Annotated in this window: 24 protein-coding genes, 1 tRNA gene and 1 CRISPR repeat array; of the genes, 11 read left to right on the forward strand and 14 right to left on the reverse strand. The window is 29.2% G+C overall.

Going from position 1 to position 19,838, the window contains the following annotated elements; translation table 11 throughout:
- The 3 genes from VK164_RS03875 (at window position 1) to cas9 (ending at window position 4,843) form a co-directional block, all read left to right on the forward strand.
- Window positions 1–489 (forward strand): hypothetical protein, encoded by a 489-nt coding sequence (locus VK164_RS03875; protein WP_324208093.1) that lies wholly within the window; start codon window positions 1–3, stop codon window positions 487–489.
- Between the two features lie 21 nt (window positions 490–510).
- On the forward strand, window positions 511–651 hold the full coding sequence (locus VK164_RS03880) for a hypothetical protein (RefSeq protein ID WP_324208094.1): 141 nt from the start codon (window positions 511–513) through the stop codon (window positions 649–651).
- A 799-nt stretch (window positions 652–1,450) separates the two neighbouring features.
- On the forward strand, window positions 1,451–4,843 hold the full coding sequence (gene cas9, locus VK164_RS03885; protein WP_324208095.1) for a type II CRISPR RNA-guided endonuclease Cas9: 3,393 nt from the start codon (window positions 1,451–1,453) through the stop codon (window positions 4,841–4,843).
- A gap of 76 nt (window positions 4,844–4,919) precedes the next feature.
- Window positions 4,920–6,271: direct repeats of the CRISPR family, unit length 36 nt; unit sequence GTTGTGGTTTGATTAAAGATTTGAAAACACGATATT.
- A 105-nt stretch (window positions 6,272–6,376) separates the two neighbouring features.
- Here cas9 and cas2 read toward each other — a convergent pair.
- Both cas2 and cas1 read right to left on the reverse strand, forming a co-directional pair.
- Window positions 6,377–6,706, reverse strand: a complete 330-nt coding sequence (gene cas2, locus VK164_RS03890) for a CRISPR-associated endonuclease Cas2 (protein WP_324208096.1) — start codon at window positions 6,704–6,706, stop codon at window positions 6,377–6,379.
- On the reverse strand, window positions 6,697–7,581 hold the full coding sequence (cas1, locus tag VK164_RS03895) for a type II CRISPR-associated endonuclease Cas1 (protein WP_324208097.1): 885 nt from the start codon (window positions 7,579–7,581) through the stop codon (window positions 6,697–6,699). The genes cas2 and cas1 overlap by 10 nt, the downstream gene beginning before the upstream one ends.
- 94 nt (window positions 7,582–7,675) lie before the next feature.
- Between cas1 and VK164_RS03900 the strand changes: the two genes are divergently transcribed.
- The 3 genes from VK164_RS03900 to VK164_RS03910 all read left to right on the forward strand — a co-directional run bounded on the left by VK164_RS03900 (window position 7,676) and on the right by VK164_RS03910 (window position 9,207).
- A complete protein-coding gene (locus VK164_RS03900) occupies window positions 7,676–8,479 on the forward strand; it encodes an endonuclease/exonuclease/phosphatase family protein (protein ID WP_324208098.1) in 804 nt (267 codons plus the stop codon).
- A gap of 72 nt (window positions 8,480–8,551) precedes the next feature.
- Complete coding sequence (locus VK164_RS03905) at window positions 8,552–8,965, forward strand: hypothetical protein (protein ID WP_324208099.1); 414 nt, start codon at window positions 8,552–8,554, stop codon at window positions 8,963–8,965.
- A gap of 29 nt (window positions 8,966–8,994) precedes the next feature.
- Window positions 8,995–9,207: a hypothetical protein gene (locus tag VK164_RS03910; protein ID WP_324208100.1), complete on the forward strand. Its 213-nt coding sequence runs from the start codon at window positions 8,995–8,997 to the stop codon at window positions 9,205–9,207.
- Between the two features lie 7 nt (window positions 9,208–9,214).
- Here the strand turns inward: VK164_RS03910 and VK164_RS03915 are convergent, their stop codons facing one another.
- The 5 genes from VK164_RS03915 to VK164_RS03930 form a co-directional block, all read right to left on the reverse strand.
- Window positions 9,215–9,421: a hypothetical protein gene (locus tag VK164_RS03915; RefSeq protein ID WP_324208101.1), complete on the reverse strand. Its 207-nt coding sequence runs from the start codon at window positions 9,419–9,421 to the stop codon at window positions 9,215–9,217.
- Window positions 9,418–9,786: a hypothetical protein gene (locus VK164_RS03920; protein ID WP_324208102.1), complete on the reverse strand. Its 369-nt coding sequence runs from the start codon at window positions 9,784–9,786 to the stop codon at window positions 9,418–9,420. The genes VK164_RS03915 and VK164_RS03920 overlap by 4 nt, the downstream gene beginning before the upstream one ends.
- 61 nt (window positions 9,787–9,847) lie before the next feature.
- Window positions 9,848–10,039, reverse strand: coding sequence for an excisionase family DNA-binding protein (locus VK164_RS12905; protein ID WP_414655538.1), 192 nt, complete (start codon window positions 10,037–10,039; stop codon window positions 9,848–9,850).
- A gap of 93 nt (window positions 10,040–10,132) precedes the next feature.
- Window positions 10,133–11,092 carry a hypothetical protein gene (locus VK164_RS03925; RefSeq protein ID WP_324208103.1) on the reverse strand — a complete coding sequence of 320 codons (960 nt, stop codon included), beginning with the start codon at window positions 11,090–11,092 and terminating at the stop codon, window positions 10,133–10,135.
- A gap of 141 nt (window positions 11,093–11,233) precedes the next feature.
- Window positions 11,234–11,307, reverse strand: a tRNA-Arg gene (locus VK164_RS03930).
- A 72-nt stretch (window positions 11,308–11,379) separates the two neighbouring features.
- Between VK164_RS03930 and VK164_RS03935 the strand changes: the two genes are divergently transcribed.
- Window positions 11,380–11,895 carry an adenine phosphoribosyltransferase gene (locus VK164_RS03935; protein ID WP_324208104.1) on the forward strand — a complete coding sequence of 172 codons (516 nt, stop codon included), beginning with the start codon at window positions 11,380–11,382 and terminating at the stop codon, window positions 11,893–11,895.
- Here VK164_RS03935 and VK164_RS03940 read toward each other — a convergent pair.
- The 4 genes from VK164_RS03940 to VK164_RS03955 all read right to left on the reverse strand — a co-directional run bounded on the left by VK164_RS03940 (window position 11,892) and on the right by VK164_RS03955 (window position 15,516).
- On the reverse strand, window positions 11,892–12,032 hold the full coding sequence (locus VK164_RS03940) for an SsrA-binding protein (RefSeq protein ID WP_324208105.1): 141 nt from the start codon (window positions 12,030–12,032) through the stop codon (window positions 11,892–11,894). The two genes, VK164_RS03935 and VK164_RS03940, sit on opposite strands and share 4 nt — an antisense overlap.
- A gap of 60 nt (window positions 12,033–12,092) precedes the next feature.
- Window positions 12,093–13,844 (reverse strand): M56 family metallopeptidase, encoded by a 1,752-nt coding sequence (locus VK164_RS03945; RefSeq protein WP_324208106.1) that lies wholly within the window; start codon window positions 13,842–13,844, stop codon window positions 12,093–12,095.
- Between the two features lies 1 nt (window position 13,845).
- Entirely contained in the window at window positions 13,846–14,205 is a 360-nt protein-coding gene (locus VK164_RS03950) for a BlaI/MecI/CopY family transcriptional regulator (RefSeq protein ID WP_324208107.1), read from the reverse strand.
- 84 nt (window positions 14,206–14,289) lie between these two features.
- Window positions 14,290–15,516, reverse strand: coding sequence for an MFS transporter (locus VK164_RS03955; protein WP_324208108.1), 1,227 nt, complete (start codon window positions 15,514–15,516; stop codon window positions 14,290–14,292).
- Window positions 15,517–15,600: 84 nt separating this feature from the next.
- Between VK164_RS03955 and VK164_RS03960 the strand changes: the two genes are divergently transcribed.
- Genes VK164_RS03960 through VK164_RS03970 form a run of 3 tightly spaced genes read left to right on the forward strand, consistent with a single transcriptional unit; the run spans window position 15,601 to window position 17,589 of the window.
- Complete coding sequence (locus VK164_RS03960) at window positions 15,601–16,191, forward strand: DUF1684 domain-containing protein (RefSeq protein ID WP_324208109.1); 591 nt, start codon at window positions 15,601–15,603, stop codon at window positions 16,189–16,191.
- The gene (locus VK164_RS03965; RefSeq protein ID WP_324208110.1) at window positions 16,184–16,831 is read left to right on the forward strand and encodes a TatD family hydrolase; all 648 of its coding nucleotides are present in this window, start codon (window positions 16,184–16,186) and stop codon (window positions 16,829–16,831) included. Before VK164_RS03960 ends, VK164_RS03965 begins: the two co-directional genes overlap by 8 nt.
- Before the next feature lie 32 nt (window positions 16,832–16,863).
- A complete protein-coding gene (locus VK164_RS03970) occupies window positions 16,864–17,589 on the forward strand; it encodes a tRNA threonylcarbamoyladenosine dehydratase (protein ID WP_324208111.1) in 726 nt (241 codons plus the stop codon).
- Window positions 17,590–17,623: 34 nt separating this feature from the next.
- On the opposite strand, the gene VK164_RS03975 is transcribed toward VK164_RS03970, so the two are convergent.
- Genes VK164_RS03975 through VK164_RS03985 form a run of 3 tightly spaced genes read right to left on the reverse strand, consistent with a single transcriptional unit; the run spans window position 17,624 to window position 19,348 of the window.
- On the reverse strand, window positions 17,624–18,076 hold the full coding sequence (locus VK164_RS03975; protein WP_324208112.1) for a hypothetical protein: 453 nt from the start codon (window positions 18,074–18,076) through the stop codon (window positions 17,624–17,626).
- 23 nt (window positions 18,077–18,099) lie between these two features.
- Complete coding sequence (locus VK164_RS03980; RefSeq protein ID WP_324208113.1) at window positions 18,100–19,125, reverse strand: GyrI-like domain-containing protein; 1,026 nt, start codon at window positions 19,123–19,125, stop codon at window positions 18,100–18,102.
- A gap of 34 nt (window positions 19,126–19,159) precedes the next feature.
- Window positions 19,160–19,348, reverse strand: a complete 189-nt coding sequence (locus tag VK164_RS03985) for a hypothetical protein (RefSeq protein WP_324208114.1) — start codon at window positions 19,346–19,348, stop codon at window positions 19,160–19,162.
- Between the two features lie 74 nt (window positions 19,349–19,422).
- On the opposite strand from VK164_RS03985, the gene VK164_RS03990 reads away from it, so the two are divergent.
- Window positions 19,423–19,806, forward strand: coding sequence for a nucleoside triphosphate pyrophosphohydrolase family protein (locus VK164_RS03990; protein WP_324208115.1), 384 nt, complete (start codon window positions 19,423–19,425; stop codon window positions 19,804–19,806).
- The last annotated feature ends 32 nt before the right edge of the window (window positions 19,807–19,838 follow it).

Below are 19,838 nucleotides of genomic sequence, written 5' to 3' on the forward strand. Positions count from 1 at the left end.
ATGAATACATTAAATTTAATAATCACAACCATAGTCGGAATAATCGCTATTGCATTATTTGTCTTAGCCTATCAATTCATCTCAAAAAAAATAAATCATGAAGAAGAAGGTAAACTAAAAACAGCCTTTGCTATTTGGATTGGTTTTTCAATAGCAAGTTTTGCTCTTCTTTTGAGTAGTGCTTTAAAAGCAGTTTCTGGTGCAATAGAAGTCATTTTAGGAATAGCCAAAACAGAAATTATTGAAAAAGTTGCTCTATTCACTGGGTTTACTTTTATGTGGTTTGTAGTAACCTATTTTATCACACAATTCATAACTGCAATACTATTAGGTAAAAGAACTGATAGTATAGAAATAGATAGAAATAATTATAATTATTTTATCATTAAAGGAATAATACTCTTGGCTTTTACTTTCACCTTCCTTTCCGTCTTTGAGAACTTTTTAAGGATGTTTTCACCAGTAGTCAACACACCTTTTTATCATTAATTAATTTTAAACTTAAATAATATGGCAAATTTCACAAGTAAAGATTTACTATTCAATGATTACTCTCCAACGGTTGATGATGGAGATAACCCAAAATATATTGGTGTTTTAGATAGAGACAAAGTAGATAAAACTGAAGAATATGAGGTTGTATACTTTTGAAATAAGTTTTTAGAAAAACATAATTTAAAGAATAAAGAAACATTCCAAAAAGTTGAAAAGCTTTTACATCATAAAAGTATCAATAACGAAGATAATCGAGAATAATTGATAAAATGGATTCAAAGAAACTGGTAAAATTAAACTTACCCAAACTTTAAAAATCTAATTATAATTAAATGTTTTTTTTATACAAAAAAGCCCCACCGAAGCAGGACTAAAGATTTTCATCTACGGCATATAGCCTTATTGTGATAAGACTAGAGTGTTCAATTATAATCAAACCACAACTGTAAGTATGTTTATACTTGACAGATTACAAATATACTGCACTCAAATCTAATTAGTAATTAAATGGTCAACTTTTTAATTTTTAGAAATCTAATATTTATTGTTTACAAGTTTGTTGATAAGTAGGTGGTTTAGAAATTTCGTAACATCATAAAATTTGTAATATTGTAACTAGCCTTAAGCGTGACAAGCTCTTAATAAAACTGAGTGTTCAAAATTTGTTTTATTAATACTAGAGTTAGTGGCATGGAAACATGTAAGTATGGATTTATTTTCCAACTTCAACCTCTTCTAGAAATGGAAGAGGTTTTTTATACAAAAAAGTCCCACCGAAGCAGGACTAAAGATTTTTATCTACGGCATATAGCCTTATTGTGATAAGATTAAAGATTTGAAATTTTAATCTGTTACAAATATAGATAAAAACTTTTTTAGTTAGTTTACGGATTTCCGTAATTAAACTAATTTTCTTTTCCTTATTTTTATAAATTGATTTTTAAAGCAATACAAAATGGCAAAGATTTTAGGATTAGATTTAGGAACTAATAGTATTGGATGGGCGTTGATCGATGATGTTCAAAATAAAATTATAGGAGTAGGAAGTAGAATATTTCCAATGGGAGTTGAAAACTTAGGTGATGGAGATGGAGAAGTTTCAAAAAATGCAAGCCGAACAGGTGCAAGAGGTGTAAGACGACAATTTTTCAGAAGAAAACTAAGAAAGAAAATTTTATTAAAAGCTCTTTCAGAACATAATATGTGTTCGATTGTTGCTAATGATTTTGAAGATTGGAAGAAAACAAAAGAATTTCCATCTGAAAAATTAGCCAATTGGTTTGCTTTAAATCCTTATGAATTACGTCAAAAGGCTTTGAATGAAAAATTGTCACTTGAAGAAATAGGTAGAATATTTTATCATTTGATTCAAAGACGTGGTTTTTTGAGTAATAGTAGAAAGGGCGGAAGTGATGATGGTGCTATTTTCAAAGGAAATCCAAAAGAAGGTAAAATTGGAATAACTGAAACCCAAGATAGTATACAAGATAAAACGTTAGGTTCCTATTTATTTGAAATTTATCCAAAAGAGAATCAACCATTTCAAGATGGTTTGGAACGAATTCGAAACCGATATACAACTCGTAAAATGTATGTAGATGAATTTGAATTCATTTGGAATAAACAAGCGCAATTTCATCCAGAACTTACTGAAGAATTAAAAACTTTATTTGGAGGAAGAAAATTAGATGGATACAAAGAAGATGGAATTTTATTTCATCAACGCCCTTTACGTTCACAAAAACATTTAGTTGGAAATTGTTCTTTTGAACCTTCCAAAACTAAATGTCCTATTAGCGCTATTCCATTCGAACAATTTAGAGTATGGCAATGGGTTAATACAGTTGAATATAATGGAAAGAAAATTTCTCAAGATGAGAAAGAAAAAATAGTTGAGTTTTTATATTCCAATGAAAAGCCAGAGTTCAAGAAAATTAGAAAGGCTATTGGTAAAGAAAGTGCTGAATTCAAATTCAATTATAAAGACGATGATAAAATTGTAGGAACTCATACGATTTCAAATTTATCCAATAAAAAGTACTTTGGTAAGAAATGGTTTGAATTTTCTGAAAAAGAACAGGAAGATATTTGGCATGTATTGTATTTCTTTGATAGTAAATCTAACTTAAAAGAATATGCCATTAAAAATTGGAATTTCACTGAAGAACATGCAATAGAAATAGCAAAATTCAATACTGCTGACAAGAACAAGAAAAATGGTTTTGCGAGTTTGAGTAGAAAAGCAATTTCAAACATTTTGCCATTTTTAAAATTAGGGTTTACTTACGATGTTGCCGTTGTTCTTGGTGGAATTAAAAATGCTTTTGGTTCTGAATGGGAGAAATTATCAGTAGAGAAAAGAAATTATTTAATTGATAATGTAGAAGGAATTGTTCGTTCCAAAACTAAAGGCGGATTTATTGATATTATTAAAGATATTCTTAGAAATGATTACAATATTTCAGATAATCAATTACGAAAATTATACCATCATTCTGCTACAATTGATGATACTGAATTATTAGAAAAATTACCTGTTGGAAAAGAAGCTGACAAAGAAATTCAAGCTATTCGAAATCCTATTGTAATTACGGCATTGTTTGAATTGCGAAAATTAGTCAACGAATTAATTGACGAACACGGCAAGATTGATGAAATCAAAGTAGAAATGGCTCGTGATTTAAAAATCTCAAAATCACAACGCAACAAAATTAGAAGAGAACAAAAACGATTAGAAAGAGAAAACGATAGGGTAAAAGATAGACTTCGTGAAAATGATGTGAGAATTACTCATGACAATATTTTACTTTATAAATTGTGGGAAGAATGTAAAAAAACCTGTCCTTACACAGGAAAACCTATTTCTGTAACGCAATTATTTTCGGGTGAAGTTCAAATTGAACATATTCATCCTTGGAGTCGTTCGTTAAATGATAGTTTTTCAAATAAAACATTGTGTTATGCTGATGAAAACAGAAAAAAAGGAGATAAAACGCCATTTGAATTCTATGGGAATGATGAAGCCAATTGGTCTGCCATAAAAGAACGAGCTTTAAAATTATTTTCTGATACCAAAGAATATCCAAATGCTTATCAAAAGTTCAAACGTTTTGTTCAACAAAAGTTTGATGATGATTTTTCATCTCGTCAATTAAATGATACAAGATATATAAGTAAAGAGGCAAAAAACTATTTATCGAGAATTTGTAAAAATGTAATTGTTTCTCCAGGTCAGGCTACATTCAACTTACGTCAAAAATGGGGAATGAATAATATTTTGAATGATGAAAATGAAAAAACAAGAGAAGATCATCGTCATCACGCAATTGATGCATTAGTAATGGCTTGCACTAAAGTTTCTTATGTTCAAGAATTATCAAAATGGAATCGTTATAACAGAAATTCTGAATTAAAAAACTTTCCATTGCCTTGGGAAACTTTCAGAAAAGATGCGGAAGTTGCTGTAGATAAAATACTAGTTTCTCACAAAAAAGTTTCAAACGATATTACTGTTAGAACGCATAAATGTGAGAAAAACGGAAAAACTCATGTAAACGTTGGAGTTGCTGCTCGCGGACAATTACATAAAGAAACCGTTTACGGGAAACGAACCTTTAATGGAGAAGAAGCTTTTCATGTTAGAAAATCTATCGAATCTTTAACTACAGAAAAGCAGTTGGATAAAGTTGTAGACGAATCAATTAAACTGTTAATTAGAAAAAGAATCCAAGAATTAGGTGGATTTGTAAAAGGAATTATTCCAGCCAATACTTTTTTTGTAGTAGATGAAAATGGAGAAAAACAACCCCAAATCTTTTTACCCAATAAAAATGGTGCGCCAGTTCCAGTTTTAAAAGTAAGAATGAAAGAAAATATTGGTGGAGCTGAAAAATTAAAAGACAAGGTAAACCAATGGGTAAATCCAAGAAATAACCATCATGTATTAATTTACAAAGATGAAAAAGGAAATCTAAAAGAAGAAGTAGTTACATTCTGGACGGTTGTTGAACGTAAACGTACAGGACAATCTGCTTATCAATTACCAATAGATGGAAAAGAAATTGTAACTACATTACATATCAACGATATGTTTTTATTAGGTTTAAATGAAGATGAAATCAATTGGGAAAATCCTGATTACATTATTTTGAAAGAACATCTGTATAGAGTTCAGAAATTATCATCAAAATTTTATGAATTTAGGTTAGGTTTAGAAGCTTCGCTTCAAAATAATTCATTACCTCATTATGCAAGTATTAGAGGTTTTGGCGCTGGTAAAACAGGCTGGGACACATTTAATCCGATAAAAGTAAAAATATCCGTTTCAGGAAAGATTGAAAAAGTATAAGTTTGAAACTTAAAGTTCTTTGAAATAAAATTTCAAATTCTTAAACAGCTCAAACCACAACGAATCTTCTACGGTGGTTGTGATTTGATTAAAGATTTGAAAACACGATATTTTCTCTACTTGTCCATAAAGCAAATATTGAGTTGTGGTTTGATTAAAGATTTGAAAACACGATATTGCTTGTTATTTCAATGCTTTCAGCCGTTCTGTTGTGGTTTGATTAAAGATTTGAAAACACGATATTATGCGCCAGATGAACCACCAACACCACTTGGTTGTGGTTTGATTAAAGATTTGAAAACACGATATTCAAGACCTTTTTATGATGAAGTTAAAGAAGGTTGTGGTTTGATTAAAGATTTGAAAACACGATATTACACCAGATGAGATAAAGAATACTAACATTGTTGTGGTTTGATTAAAGATTTGAAAACACGATATTACTAGCTACAAGTACTGCCATATTTAAAGTGTTGTGGTTTGATTAAAGATTTGAAAACACGATATTCCTATCTGTATTTGTATTGGCTTCGACCTGTTGTGGTTTGATTAAAGATTTGAAAACACGATATTAGATTCGAGTTTCTTTCTACCACTTTAGCCGTTGTGGTTTGATTAAAGATTTGAAAACACGATATTACACGGAGCAATCGCAAGGTTCTTTCCAGGGTTGTGGTTTGATTAAAGATTTGAAAACACGATATTGTTTTTTCCTTCAACGTGTACAATTGGCTGGTTGTGGTTTGATTAAAGATTTGAAAACACGATATTTTTAATACTTGGTTTTAAATCATTCCATAGTTGTGGTTTGATTAAAGATTTGAAAACACGATATTAAGTTGTTTTTAGCTTTAAATAAAAAATCAGTTGTGGTTTGATTAAAGATTTGAAAACACGATATTGGAATAACGATTCCCCATTTACCAGAACCCGTTGTGGTTTGATTAAAGATTTGAAAACACGATATTGATTAAAACTTCCTCTTTTGTTTTCATAATGTTGTGGTTTGATTAAAGATTTGAAAACACGATATTTTTTTTAAAAAAAATAGTTCCACAATTCCAGTTGTGGTTTGATTAAAGATTTGAAAACACGATATTCTAAATATTTATATTATTACTACTTTTACTGTTGTGGTTTGATTAAAGATTTGAAAACACGATATTGCTCAAATCGTCGTTTGTGTCTTCACAAAGTTGTGGTTTGATTAAAGATTTGAAAACACGATATTAATAGAGCAAGTTTAGACAGATTCGGTAATGTTGTGGTTTGATTAAAGATTTGAAAACACGATATTTTTCAACGCCTTTTGATGGTTCGTGTGCCTGTTGTGGTTTGATTAAAGATTTGAAAACACGATATTATTACACCGCCCAAAACAGCTAAAGCACCGTTGTGGTTTGATTAAAGATTTGAAAACACGATATTAGTTGGTTTGTTACCTTCTAATAGTCAGTAGATTAAAATGAAATATCGTATAAAAAAGTGCTTCTTTTTTGCAGTGATAAGACAAGATTGAGGCATTTTTTTATTTTAAAACAATTCTAATTGGGTAGGTTGTGGAGCTTTAGGTACTTCAGCTTTGCCCCAAAAGTTTAAAATATTGCCAAATTGTTTATCTGTTATTCGCAAAACGCTTACTTTCCCTAATGGAGGCAATAAATTATGAATTCTTTTTTCATGTACATCGGCACTTTCGCTACTAGCACAATGTCTAACATATACCGAGTATTGCATCATACTAAATCCATCTTTTAAAAGACTACTTCTAAATCCAGATGCATTTCTTCTGTCTTTTTTAGTTTCGGTTGGTAAATCAAAAAATACAAATAGCCACATGATTCGGTATCCATTTAGTTCCATAATTTTGGATATTTTATTTTCTTTCGATCTCCTGTATAACATTGTTGTAAAGAGCTTGCCGTTTTCTGTAAAGCAACCATCAAAGGACTTTTCTCGTCTTTAAAATAAACCGTTCGAGTAAGAATTTGAAGCAATTCAGATTTAATTTGCGTGTTTAATTCTTGTTCATCATAATTTTGCATAATTTCTACAATTTTTTCATCCACAATTGGACGGAAAGGTTCCATAATATCATCAGCCAAAGCAAAGGCATTGTATTTACTTTTATGATGAATCCCCAGAGTATTTAACAAACCACTTCCTGATAACGCTCTGGCTGTAGCCGCTCTTAAAATAGTATATCCATAATTTAAAAAATTGTTGGGATAATCTCCAAAACGTTCTCTTTTGAATTTTTGTTCAAAGAATACTTTCCAATAAAAACTTGCGGCAACACCTTCCATATTTGAGCTGTCTCCGCTTAAAACTTTTGAAGCTAAAAATTCAAAATTGTTTTTTTTAGATGTGATTTTTTGCAATAATGCGCCTTGATTGGTTATTTTTTCAACGATGGTTTGTTGCCAAAGTTGTTTTTTAAGCGGAACACTTGCATTAATTTGATTCTTAAAAATTTCTTGCTGAATATGATGGCTGTTGAGGTTTAAAAACATTCCGTTTGGAAGATGGCTTGTATTGCAAATAATTATTGAAGTATTATTTTCTATCAATAAATTCATAGCAGGAATACTCAAGTAAACTTCAGGATGATCAATTACTATAAAACCAATATCTTCAATAGGAATTGAGCTTTCTCTAATTTCAGTTTTAATAACTAATTGAAGATTTTTAGTAGAAATTGATGCTTTATTTTCTAATAGAATCGATCTCTTTAACATTTTATTTCTAAATTACTTAAATTCAGTTTATTAAAATTACGTGAATCCGTAATGAGATATTTTATTTTTTAAATATTTTTATAAAAAATCCCCGATGCTAAAAAAATATATTATTTTAATTCTATTATTCTCCCAAATTTTATTCTCCCAAGTCAAACTACTTTCTTGGAATGTAGAAAACTTAGGCAGTTCAAAATCTGAAGAGGAAATTGCTTTCATTGTAAAAACCATCAAAGATTATGATGTTGTGGCGCTGCAAGAAATTGTAGCTGGTGATGGCGGTGCGCAAGCTGTAGCTAAATTAGCAGATGAACTCAACAGAAAAGGTTCAAAATGGGATTACACCATAAGTGACCCAACGAGTAGTAGTGCATACAAAACGGAGCGATATGCTTTCTTATGGAAAACGAGTAAAGTTAAAAAAGTAGGAGAGGCTTGGTTGGAGAAAAAATATCATTTAGAAATTGACAGAGAACCTTACTATTGTACTTTTGATTTTAACGGCAAGCAGTTTACTATTGCGAATTTTCACGCCATAACCAAAAGCAGACAACCCGAAACCGAAATAAACTACTTTAAATTTTTACCAGCACAATATCCCACATTGAACTTGCTTTTTGTAGGTGATTTTAATTGTCCTCAATCGCATACTGTTTTTAATCCTTTGAAGAAAATGGGCTATACATGTGTGTTTACCAAGCAAAAAACTTCGTTAAAAAAAGAATGTGATGAAAACGAGTGTTTGGCTTCCGAATTTGATAATATTTGGTATAATACATCAAAAATCAGTATCAGTAATGCCAAAGTAATTCATTTTTATGAATCTTTTGAATCGTTAAAAGAAGCAAGAGAAATCTCTGATCATATTCCAATTACTACAGAAATTACAATTAAATAATTTACCGTTCTTTACGGAAATCCGTAAAATATAATTTATTATCTAAGTTACTTTTGAAGTAAACCTTATGTGATGAAAAAACTATCCACTTTAAGTAGAATTTTATTCTTGCTATCATTTGTTGTTTTCTTCAATTGCAAAGAAAATAATACAAGAAAAAAAGCCATTGAAAAAGAGCAAATCAAACCTTTTTTAAAAACACCACCAAAAGATGATGTAACTTATCAAGAAGACACAACAAAAGAGTATGAATACCGCACTGGAACTTCGGGGAATTATACTTATAACTACAACGCTTATGGTTTTGATAATGATGGAAATGAAGTTACAGGTAATATAACAGTAGATGGGAAATACGGAAATGGAATTCTAACTAAAGCCGACGGTGAAGAAACAGGCATAAATGTAGAATGGATTGGTAAAGGAAAATTGCTTGCAATTGATGAAGATGGAAACGAATATGAATTATATGTTGATGAAGATTAATTCGTATATTTAAACATCAAAATTTCACTATGAAAAAGCTAATTTTACTTTCTTCTATTTTACTACTTACTTCTTTTAATTCAGTAGAAAGCGATGTTTATATATGTGGTGCAAAAGGTGCAAAAAAGTATCATTTTTCTAAAACATGTAGAGGTTTTAGTAGTTGCAAACACGAAATAAAAAAAGTCACACTAAAAGAAGCTGAAGGTTTTGGATTGACACTTTGTGGTTGGGAAGATTAGTCGGAAGTTACTTAAATGAGTTTTCTTTTGATTTATCATTATGAGTAATAATAATATTTGATAACACTACAATAGTGGCTATAGTAATCATTATGATAATTGAACTTTTTAAAATTGTATTTTCTTTTTTTATTTTTAGAGCGGTTTCAATATTTAATGTATTTAATTCAGTTTCTGGAATTAAAATAATTTTTTCAATATCAGGATTAATCATAATTTAGCTATTAAGTAGTTGTTTTCGTCATTTTTTTCAAAAGATATGTCAAATATTTGGTAGGCAAAATCATTCTTAATTTTGCTTTTAGTTATATTGGTAAAATAGCTAAAATTAAATCCTCTACCTTTAAGAAATTCTCTGTGTATAGTAATAGATTTTTTTCCTTCTAGCAAATTGATACATATTTTGTGGTTTAATAATAATTGTTTGTTGGTGAGGTTTAATTCATTTCTTAATATATTGTTTTTATTATTATGATAGTTAATTCTATTATTTTTAGATGCAAATACTTGGTTGTTTCTTCTCGGAATAAACTCTTCTCCAGAGTACGGACAAATTCTTTTTTCAATATGTTTTGTCATGATTAAAAAGTTTAAATTGTTTGAAAGTATTTTAATATGTTTCTGAGCAAATTCTATTCTCTTAGAATCTAGGCTTGACAGAATTAATGTTCTCCTCGGTTAATGAGTCATAATAGATTAAAACTCTTTTACCAAGTTTAAAAGCTTTGATTCGATGATCTCGAATCAAACGATCGATAGTTTTAGCAGAAACCTTTAGATGGTTTGCTGCTTCATATCTAGACAGATATTTTGGTGTAATTTGTGAATTCATTCGTTAGTTTTTTTGCTAAATAATGAAGAATCAAAAAGTAAAAACGTCCGTATTTATTATTAAGAAAATAAAATGGGACGTTTTTATATTGGTTTATTTTGTAAAGAGATTATTTTTTGAGTTTTGAAATTTTCTAAACTTATTTTTTAATTCTCTTTCTTCTAAATCAAGATATTCTCTATGTATGAGTACAATTGTTATGTATTTAAAAAAAGGAAATAATAACCTGTTTTTTTGTGTAGAGCTTAAAGTAGAATCTATTTTTATATTATCGTCAATAATGTTAATCAATCTATTCTTAGATAATTTGAAATTAGAAAATTGATTTAACTCTTCTATAGATTTTTCAATTAAATTTAAATCGTTAGTTTTGAATGAGTTAAAAAATTTCACAATAAAATCGTTCATAAAATCAATATTATACATTGTAAAATTTCCTTTTTCAATAGCAATTGAAAATTCTTTAAATGTTTTGTAAAGTTCTTTAAAGTTTATTCTCTTATTGAGCTTCTGTATATTAGGTGAATGAGAATAATAATAAGTTTCTGATAATTTTAAAAAAATGAATTTGTAGGTGTAAATTATAATTTCGTTTAAAACTTTTTTAGGATCGATTTTAATGTATAAATTATTCTCATAATCTTTTAATAGCTCTTCAATTTTAATTAAATCGATTCTATAGTTTAATAAGTTTACAAATTCTTTTTTATTGGAAATAAAATTAGAAGTAATTTCCTCTAATTTGAATTTATCAATTTCTGGATTAAAAATTAATAAAAGGATACGGCTTAAAAGTATTTCGAAAGAGAGCTGAGAAGAATTTAAGTTATTAATAACTTGTAATAGGTCTTCTTTAAATAAATTATTCTGTGTTGTAAATAATTCAATTTTATTTATTGAGTCATCAATGTTGTTTTTAATTTTATGCTGATAAAATCTATTTTTTGGAGTAAAAATCCTTTTTTTTATGCATTCAAAAGAATGTAAATTATCATTATCAAATGCATAAAATTGATAAAAAGGAAATATACTATGAGCCAAAGAATCTTTCATGAATTTTAAAAATCAATATTATTTAAAATTAAAAAATAAACACTATTTTAGTAAAGATATTAGGTTTTGGCACAAAAAAGGCACAAATAGAAAATAAAAATCCCCAAAACCTTATTTTATAAGGGATTGGGGATTAAGAAGTGACCTCGACTGGATTCAAACCAGTAACCTTCTGAGCCGTAATCAGATGCGCTATTCAGTTGCGCCACGAGGCCGTTTTTTTGTGAGTGCAAATATAGATATAATTGTGTAAATTGCAAGCCTAATTAAGAAAAAATATATAAAAAATGAACATTGAAAACTATATCCGTGATATTCAGGATTTTCCAAAGCCAGGAATTGGTTTCAAAGATATAACGCCATTATTAAGTAATCCAGAAGCAACAAGTGCATGTTTAGAATTGTTAATCAATACATCATTACAAGATAAAAAAATTACAAAAGTGGTAGGAGTTGAGAGTAGAGGTTTCTTTTTCGGAATCTTATTGGCTCAAAAATTAAATGCGGGTTTTGTACCTGTTAGAAAACCTAAAAAATTACCTTATGAAACAATAAGTGCATCTTATGCTTTAGAATATGGAACGGATACTTTAGAAATGCATATTGATGCCATTCAAAAAGGAGATAAGGTTTTAATTCACGATGATGTTTTAGCTACAGGAGGAACTGCAAAAGCGGTTTGTGAGTTGGTAGAACAGTTAGGTGGCGAAATCGTACAAATGAATTTCTTAATGGAATTATCGTTTTTAAACGGAAGAGAAAAATTAGGAAATAAAGAGATTTTTGCAGCAATTACATATTAATCTAACGATTTTACTGTTACCCAATAACGATATGCAATTATAGCTTTTTGCCAATTTTTAGCTTTAATAGGATCTAATCCTTGTTTGGTAAAACTTGGTAATAGGGCTTTGTTGAGTTTGGCAATTATTTTATACATGAATTAATTTTTTGGCAAATATAACAAAATAAAAAATCCCGATTGAATCGGGTTTTTTTGTTACTTGTTTTTTTTGATTTGTTTTTTCTTAATCTCAATTCGATTTGGAGAAACTTCATTTTTAACATTAATGGATTCAATTTCATCGGTTTGCATTTTTTCAACGTCTTCTTTTGAAACTTTTTCACCGTTGATGTAATATTCGGCTGATGATTTTTCAATTTCTTTCTCATAAACCTCCATTTCTTTTTCAAAGACTTTCATTTTTTGTTCAAAAATTTTCATTTCTTCTTCAAATTTTTTCATGTCAGGCTCTTTGAGTTTCATTTCCTTTTCAAAAACTTCCATTTTTTTCTCAAATTCTTTCATTTTAGGTTCAATAGCTTTCATCTTTTTTTCAAAAGTAGCCATTGCTTTCTCATACTTTTCCATTGCTTTTTTATCATCTATATTAGATGGAAAATCTGGAACACTTGGAAAATCTGGTGGAGTTGGAGCTTCCATTAAATTTTCAAAAGGGTGGTTAGGTGGAGTCGGAGGTGTTGGTGGAGTCGGATAATCTGTATCATCATTAACTTTAACCATTTTAACTTCAAGTTCAGTTTCAAATTGTTTTGATAGTTTTTCATCTATAGCGTAGGGTTCGGTTGAAAATCCGATTCTTCCTTCTTCTGCACTAAAATAAATTGGGTCAATTGGGTCAACACCTTTAATTTCTTTTACGCCTTTGTTACCTTTACCATCATTAAATTCGATTCTTATGGCAATAATTTCTCCATTTTTGTTGCGTTTTACTTTTGAAAATTTGTAATCAATTCCTTTGCTTTTTAGTAGTTCGGCATCTGATTTCATTTCTGCATCAGTAGCGTTTTTATCCCAACTAAAACTAATGGCTTCAACTTTTGCTACATGAGTTTTTTGTTGATTTTCTTTTACCTGCGCCACTGTTTCAATTTGAAACAATAACATGAAACCTACTAATACCGGAAGAATTGTAGCATACTTCCAAACATTTTTTTTGTCTGATTGATTTGTGTGTAACATAACGATTCGTTTTTTGATTAATGATTGATAAAATTGATTAGTAATACTTAAGTTGTGTTGATGAGTCACGACTTTTAATAATGTTCTTTGATATAAATATTTGTTTTCTATTTGTTGAAAAGTTTCATTATCAGCAATAAATTCAAGGTTTTGTAACATGGCTTTTCGGTACAACCAAATGATTGGGTTTGCCCAAAATAAAGCACAAAACACTTTTCCTAACAGTACATCAAACGAATGTTTTTGCTTGACATGAATGCTTTCGTGCGTTAAAATATGTTGCAATTCTTCTGCAGTGAATAAATTAGTATTGATTACAACGTAATTAAAAAATGAAAAAGGGTTTTCTAATGTATTGGTTTCTACTAATGTATATTTTGGTTCTTTTTTTATATTTTGTGATTGTATTCTTCTGAAAAAAGAAATGAGTTCTATTCCAATTTTTAATAAAATTAAAATCGAAATTACAACATAAGCTGAGGTTAAAATCAATGACCAATTTAAAGGTGCTTCTTGTATAGGAGTTTCGATAGAGTTGTAGATAATTGGAATCGATTCTTCGTAATATTCAGGCATTGGTGTTGGTTCTACCCAAATGGTTTTAGTAAAAGTGATTAAAGGTAAAATCAAAGAAAATACTAATCCAGTCAAAAAATACCATCGATTTGAAACAAAAAATGTTTCTTTTCGAAGGAATAGAACATACATCAAATAAAATAAAATGATGAGTACATTCACTTTTACAAAATAGAGCAATAGATTTTCCATGCTATTTCTTTTTTTCTATTAAGGCTAAAATCTCGCGAAGTTCGTCTGCCGAAATTTTATCTTCTTCAGCAAAGTAGGAAACTAAATTTTTATACGAACTATTGAAATAGTTTTCAATAGCTGTATTCATAAACGTTTTTCTGTAATCTTCTATCTTAACAATCGGGAAGTATTGATGCGTTTTTCCATAAGCATTATAACCAACATAGCCTTTTTCTTCGAGATTGCGAACAATGGTTGAGAGTGTATTGTAATGCGGTTTATCGTCGGTAATTTCTTCCATGATATCTTTTACAAATGCTTTTTTAAGCTTCCATAAAATATGCATGATTTCTTCTTCTTTGTTGGTTAGTTTTTGCATGACTTTGAATTTGATAAGTCAAAACTAAAACTATTTTTTTAGTTATACAACTATTTTTATAGTTATTTAACTAAATTTTTAGTTTTATAAATTTTTGGGTGGTTCTTTTTGAACTAATTTAATTACCCAAATACCTAATAAAACACTTATAATTCCTAAAGTGCCCATAAACAACCAATTTGCTTGATATCCATAATTATCTATGATTTCCATTCCAGTTTTAGCACTTAGTATGTGTGCTAAACTATAGGTCATTGTAAAAATTGCCATATATCTACCTTCATGTCCTTTTCTTGCTCTACTCATTGCAAAGGAATTTGAGAATGGAAATGCAAACATTTCAGCAAATGTCATGAAAAGCATCATTATAATTAATATACCAACCCAATTATTAATCAACAATAAGAAAATACTTATTGTCATTAACAATCCGCCAAAATTTATAGCTTTTAATTTATTGATTTTGTTTCTTTCAATGTAGCTAACCAATGGCATTTCAATGAAAAAAACGAGTATGCCATTAAAAGTTAATAGCAATCCTGTTTGAAATTCAGTTAAATTAAATTGTTCTTTGTGATACAAAGGGATAGTTGTAAATAATTGAAAGAACATGATACCAGAAATCAGACAAATAGTCAGAAATATCCAAAATGGAGCATCTTTAAAAACAGAATGAGTTAATACTTCTCCAGGATGTTCTTTATCTGTGTATACCGATTTTTTCTTTTCTTTGACTTTTAACCAAAAAATAAGAATTGCTAAAATACATGTTGCACCATCTACCCAAAATAATCCTTTGTAGCCTACAGTCATAATTAATAAACCACCAAGTGCTGGTCCAGCTGCGAAGCCCAAATTAATAGCTAATCTTACTAAAGTTAGTGCTCGAGTTCGGTTTTCTGGTTTTGCATATGCACCTAAGGACACAAACATAGCAGGGCGAAACATATCTGCAATCACCATAATGATAAAAATTGCAATTAATAAACCATGATAGCTAGTGATTTTTTGTAATATAAAGAACCCAATTCCACTGGTTAATAGGCTAAAAATCATTATTTTATAAAAGCCAATTTTATCAGAAAGTTTGCCTCCTAACCAAGAACCTAGCATTGAACCTAATCCGAAGCTTACCATTATCCAGCCTACTTGGCTGTATGAAAAGTGTAAATCCTCTTTTAAATATTTAGATAAAAAAGGAAGCACCATTGTTCCGGCACGATTAATGAAAGTGATAAGAGTAAGTATCCAAATTTCGCGAGAAAATCCTCTGAAATTATTGATGTATTTAATAAAAGCGCGTTCTAACATATCTAAAGTTGAATTGCAAATTTACAAAAGCTAGCACGATTAAAATGTTATAGAAATTATATATTTTTGTAAAAAATACTACTGATGAAAAATATCATTCTTTTTCTTTTTTGTTTCACTTCTACTTATGCTCAAAAAGATGTGGCTGCAGCCGAAAAATTTCAAGCCGAATTGAACAAAAATTATGCAGATTCGCTAAAAAGCCCCCTGATGAAAGAAGATTTAAAGCAATTCAAAGGTTTAGATTTTTACCCAATTGACGAGAAATATATTGTTGAAGCTATTTTTATCCGAACAAAAAGAGAAAAATCGTTCAAGATGAAAACAACAACCAGTAGAACTCCAATGTATAAAAAGTATGGTGAGTTGCATTTTTCAATTGATGGAAAAGAATTAAAATTAAACGTGTATCAAAATGTAGATTTGAAAAAAAAGCCTGGTTATGATGATTATTTGTTTCTACCGTTTTCCGATTTAACCTGTGGAAAAGATAGCTACATTGGTGGAAGATATATAGATATGCGAATCCCGAAATCGGAAAAAGTAATTGTCGATTTTAATCAGGCGTATAATCCATATTGTGCTTATAATTATGAGTATTCGTGTCCGATTGTTCCTTTAGAAAACGATTTGGATATTGAAATTAATGCTGGTGTAAAAAAATTCCATGACTAAATTCATCAATTTACATACACACAAATTTTCTAATTTATCGGATGTTATAGAAGTCGTAAATCAATATCCGTGGGAATTTGACGTATCTATTCCAAACTATTCTATAGGAATTCATCCTTGGTATATTGATGAAAATCGGTTAGAAAATGATTTAAAAATTATCAAAGAAAAATTGAAATTGTCGGAATGCTTAGCACTTGGTGAATGTGGTTTAGACAAACGAATTGAAATTCCAATGGAGTTACAAATATCTGTTTTCAAGAAGCAATTAGAAATCGTAAAGCTTACCAATAAACCGATTGTTTTACATTGTGTAGCAGCTTTTGATGAACTAATTGCCATTAAAAAAGAGTTGAAAATTTCAAATCCAATGGTAATTCATGGGTTTTCAAAGAATGAACAAGTTGCAAAATCGCTTTTGAATAATGGATTTTATCTTTCGTTTGGAAAATACCTACTTCGTAATCCAGATTTAGAAAAAGTATTTACCTTTGCACCCGAAAATCAAATTTTATTAGAAACGGATACGATTGAAGAATCTATTTATGAAGTGTATGAAAAAGCAGCTTCCATAAAAGGAATTTCAATAGAAGATATTAAAACGATTGTTTTTACTAATTTTTCAAGGATTTTCAGTTAAACAATTAATCAATTTAACGATTCAACACTATTATGGCAAAATGGAAAGAAAGAGCAGCTTTATTATTCAAAGAAGAAGGAATTCAAAAACTTGAAAACGCTAATGTTTTAGTTGTTGGATTAGGTGGTGTAGGAAGTTTTGCTGCCGAATTTTTAGCTCGTGCTGGTGTTGGTTCGATGACTATTGTTGATGGTGATGTGGTTGATATTACCAATATTAATCGTCAATTGCCTGCTTTGCATAGTACAGTAGGAGAGCCAAAAGTAAAAATTGTTGGTGACAGATTGTTAGATATTAATCCAGAACTAAAATTAACGCGTATTGAAGAATTTTTATCTCCAGAACGTGCTTTTGAATTGGTTTCTCCTGAGTTTGATTACGTTTTAGATTGCATTGATAGCGTGACTCCAAAAATAAACTTGATTGTGGCTTGCAAGCGCAAAAAAGTAAAAGTTATCAGCAACATGGGAGCAGGCGGTAAATTTGAAGCTGAAAAAGTTCAAGTACGCGATATTAGTAAAACGGAATATTGTCCGTTAGCAAAAAATGTGCGCAAACGCTTAAAAATGGAAGGAATTTCTAAAGGTGTAAAAGTGGTATATTCATACGAGCGTCCAGATTATTCAAGTATTAAAACAACTGATGGGACGAATTTTAAGAAGTCATTTTATGGTACAAATAGTTGGATGCCAGCTCTTTTTGGTTTGCATGCAGCCGAAACAGTTGTAAAACATTTAATAGGTAAGGAGAAGAAATAAAAAAAGGACATTTAAAAATGTCCTTTTTTTGAAATTATCTAGAAGTTCTTTCGGTAATGTCTTCGTTGTATTTTTCATAAAATATTTCAACTTTTGCCGAATTTAAAGTTCCTTTATTGTCAATTACTTTTTCTTTTAATAACCACTTAACAAGTTTCTGCATATTCTTTTTAGAGTTCATGCCTAAGCCTGAAATAATCAGTTCAACATTTGTTGTTTCAACCTTTGTTTTTAAAGTTAAAAAATTCAAAATAATATAATCATCTTGTGTGTATTGATTGGTTTCGTTATCATGCCATTTGAAAAGCAATATTTCTTCATCTGTGTCTAAGGAATAAAAAGAATGCTGACTTACGTTGATCTTTTCATATTTTAAAATTGCTACCCCATCTAATAGTACTTGATCATCTTTAATTTCTACTTCTTGAGCATTTAAAAATGAAGAACCAATAATAGAAAAAATAATTGATAGAAATAATTTACGCATTGTTATATAAAATTTAAAATTAATTATTGAACAGGATTTGTTGTAGCACCTTCACTTGGTGTGCTAACTTCTTCAGAAGTCTCTGGTTTATGAACTTTTGGGCGGTAGATTTTTTTCTTGACAGGGACATAAATTTCAGTTATCCATTTAGAAGGTTTACGTTCTTTAGGTAAGCTAACTTTATATATCTCAATGTATTTTCCATCAGGGTCTTCAATTAGCTTTTTACCTTTTACATAGGCAAAAGCTTTATTCCATGCTTCCTTACTATGAGAATAATCTCCTCTTAAAACGGTTTTGACTGCTAAAAATTCATCAAAATGGCCACCAGATATTTCACTTCCTTCAGTGGTTAAAATTTCTTCTTCTACAGGAACACACATTGCAAAAATAGTCTTGCCATCGGTAGTTTTTCGATTTTCATAAACAATGAATGGTAAACCTGTAATTACGATTTCATTTTTCTCTACAAAATTCATCATGTTTTGCAACATTTTCTTAGAAACTTTTTGAAAAGCTGTTGTTGCACACGTATCTACTTGTTGTATATAATTTGTAGTATGTTTAGTGACTAAGCCAGAAACTATGATGCCATAATTTGTTAATTCTTTTACAAGATAATTATCAATATTATTTAATCCAATTTCTAAATCGTCACCTATTACATTATCAATTCCACCTTGTAAAACACTAAGCATTTTTAACTTAAAATCTAATTTTCCATTAAGATTCCAAGTTACTAATGTTCCTTTTTTCGTTTTTTGAAATTGAAGTAGCGATTTGTTTTCTTCGTTATTAATTACAATATTTTGTACTAATGAATCATTTGACGTTGCTTTATGATTTTTAAATATAGCTTCTGTTTTTTCCCATGGACTCCAATCAGCCAAAGCTGAACTATCTGAAACAAAATTAAATACAATATCTTTTGAGATTTTAATTTCTTTTGAACGAATAATTTTATAATCGCTTGGTTGTGTTGCGACAAAAACAATAAAAGCTACGCTAAAAAGCAACAATAAAAGAAATATGTATTTAAGAATTCTCATTGAGGCAAGGTTTTGAAATTCAAATGTAAGAAAATTAATCTTTCATTAAAAATTTGATTAAAAAGAGTAAACCTATAAAAATTAAAAAACCAATAAAAATCCAATAGGTTCCTTTATAAAAAGGCTTCAGTGCTTTTAAATCTTTACGATAAACGATAATCATAGTAGTAACAAAAGCAATCACAAAAAATATTGCAAAATAAATTTGACCTGTTGAAAACATATTAAAAATTTTCACAAAAATAATGATTAATTAGTTTCAAATTTTTTATTTTTCGTAAAATTAATTTGATAATTATGCAAAAACAATTAAACGCTGTAAAATTATTTCACGAGACCTATGGATTAGGCGTAAGTACTGAAATGAAAGCCGATTTAGGCAAGCTTAAAAATGAACTTCGTTTTAATTTAATGAAGGAAGAAAATGAAGAGTATCTCGAAGCTGTAGAAAATAATGATATTGTAGAAATTGCCGATGCGCTAGGTGATATGTTGTATATTTTATGCGGAACTATTCTAGAACACGGTTTACAACATAAAATTGAAGATGTTTTTGATGAAATTCAGCGTTCCAATATGAGTAAATTAGGAGAAGATGGAAAACCTATTTATCGTGAAGATGGCAAAGTAATGAAGGGACCAAATTATTTTAAACCCAACTTTGAAGAAATTTTGAAATAAGAAAAAAGGCGATTTCCACTCGAAAATCGCCT

The sequence above is a fragment of the Flavobacterium sp. genome (assembly GCF_035299005.1).
In the GTDB taxonomy this organism is placed as follows: domain Bacteria; phylum Bacteroidota; class Bacteroidia; order Flavobacteriales; family Flavobacteriaceae; genus Flavobacterium.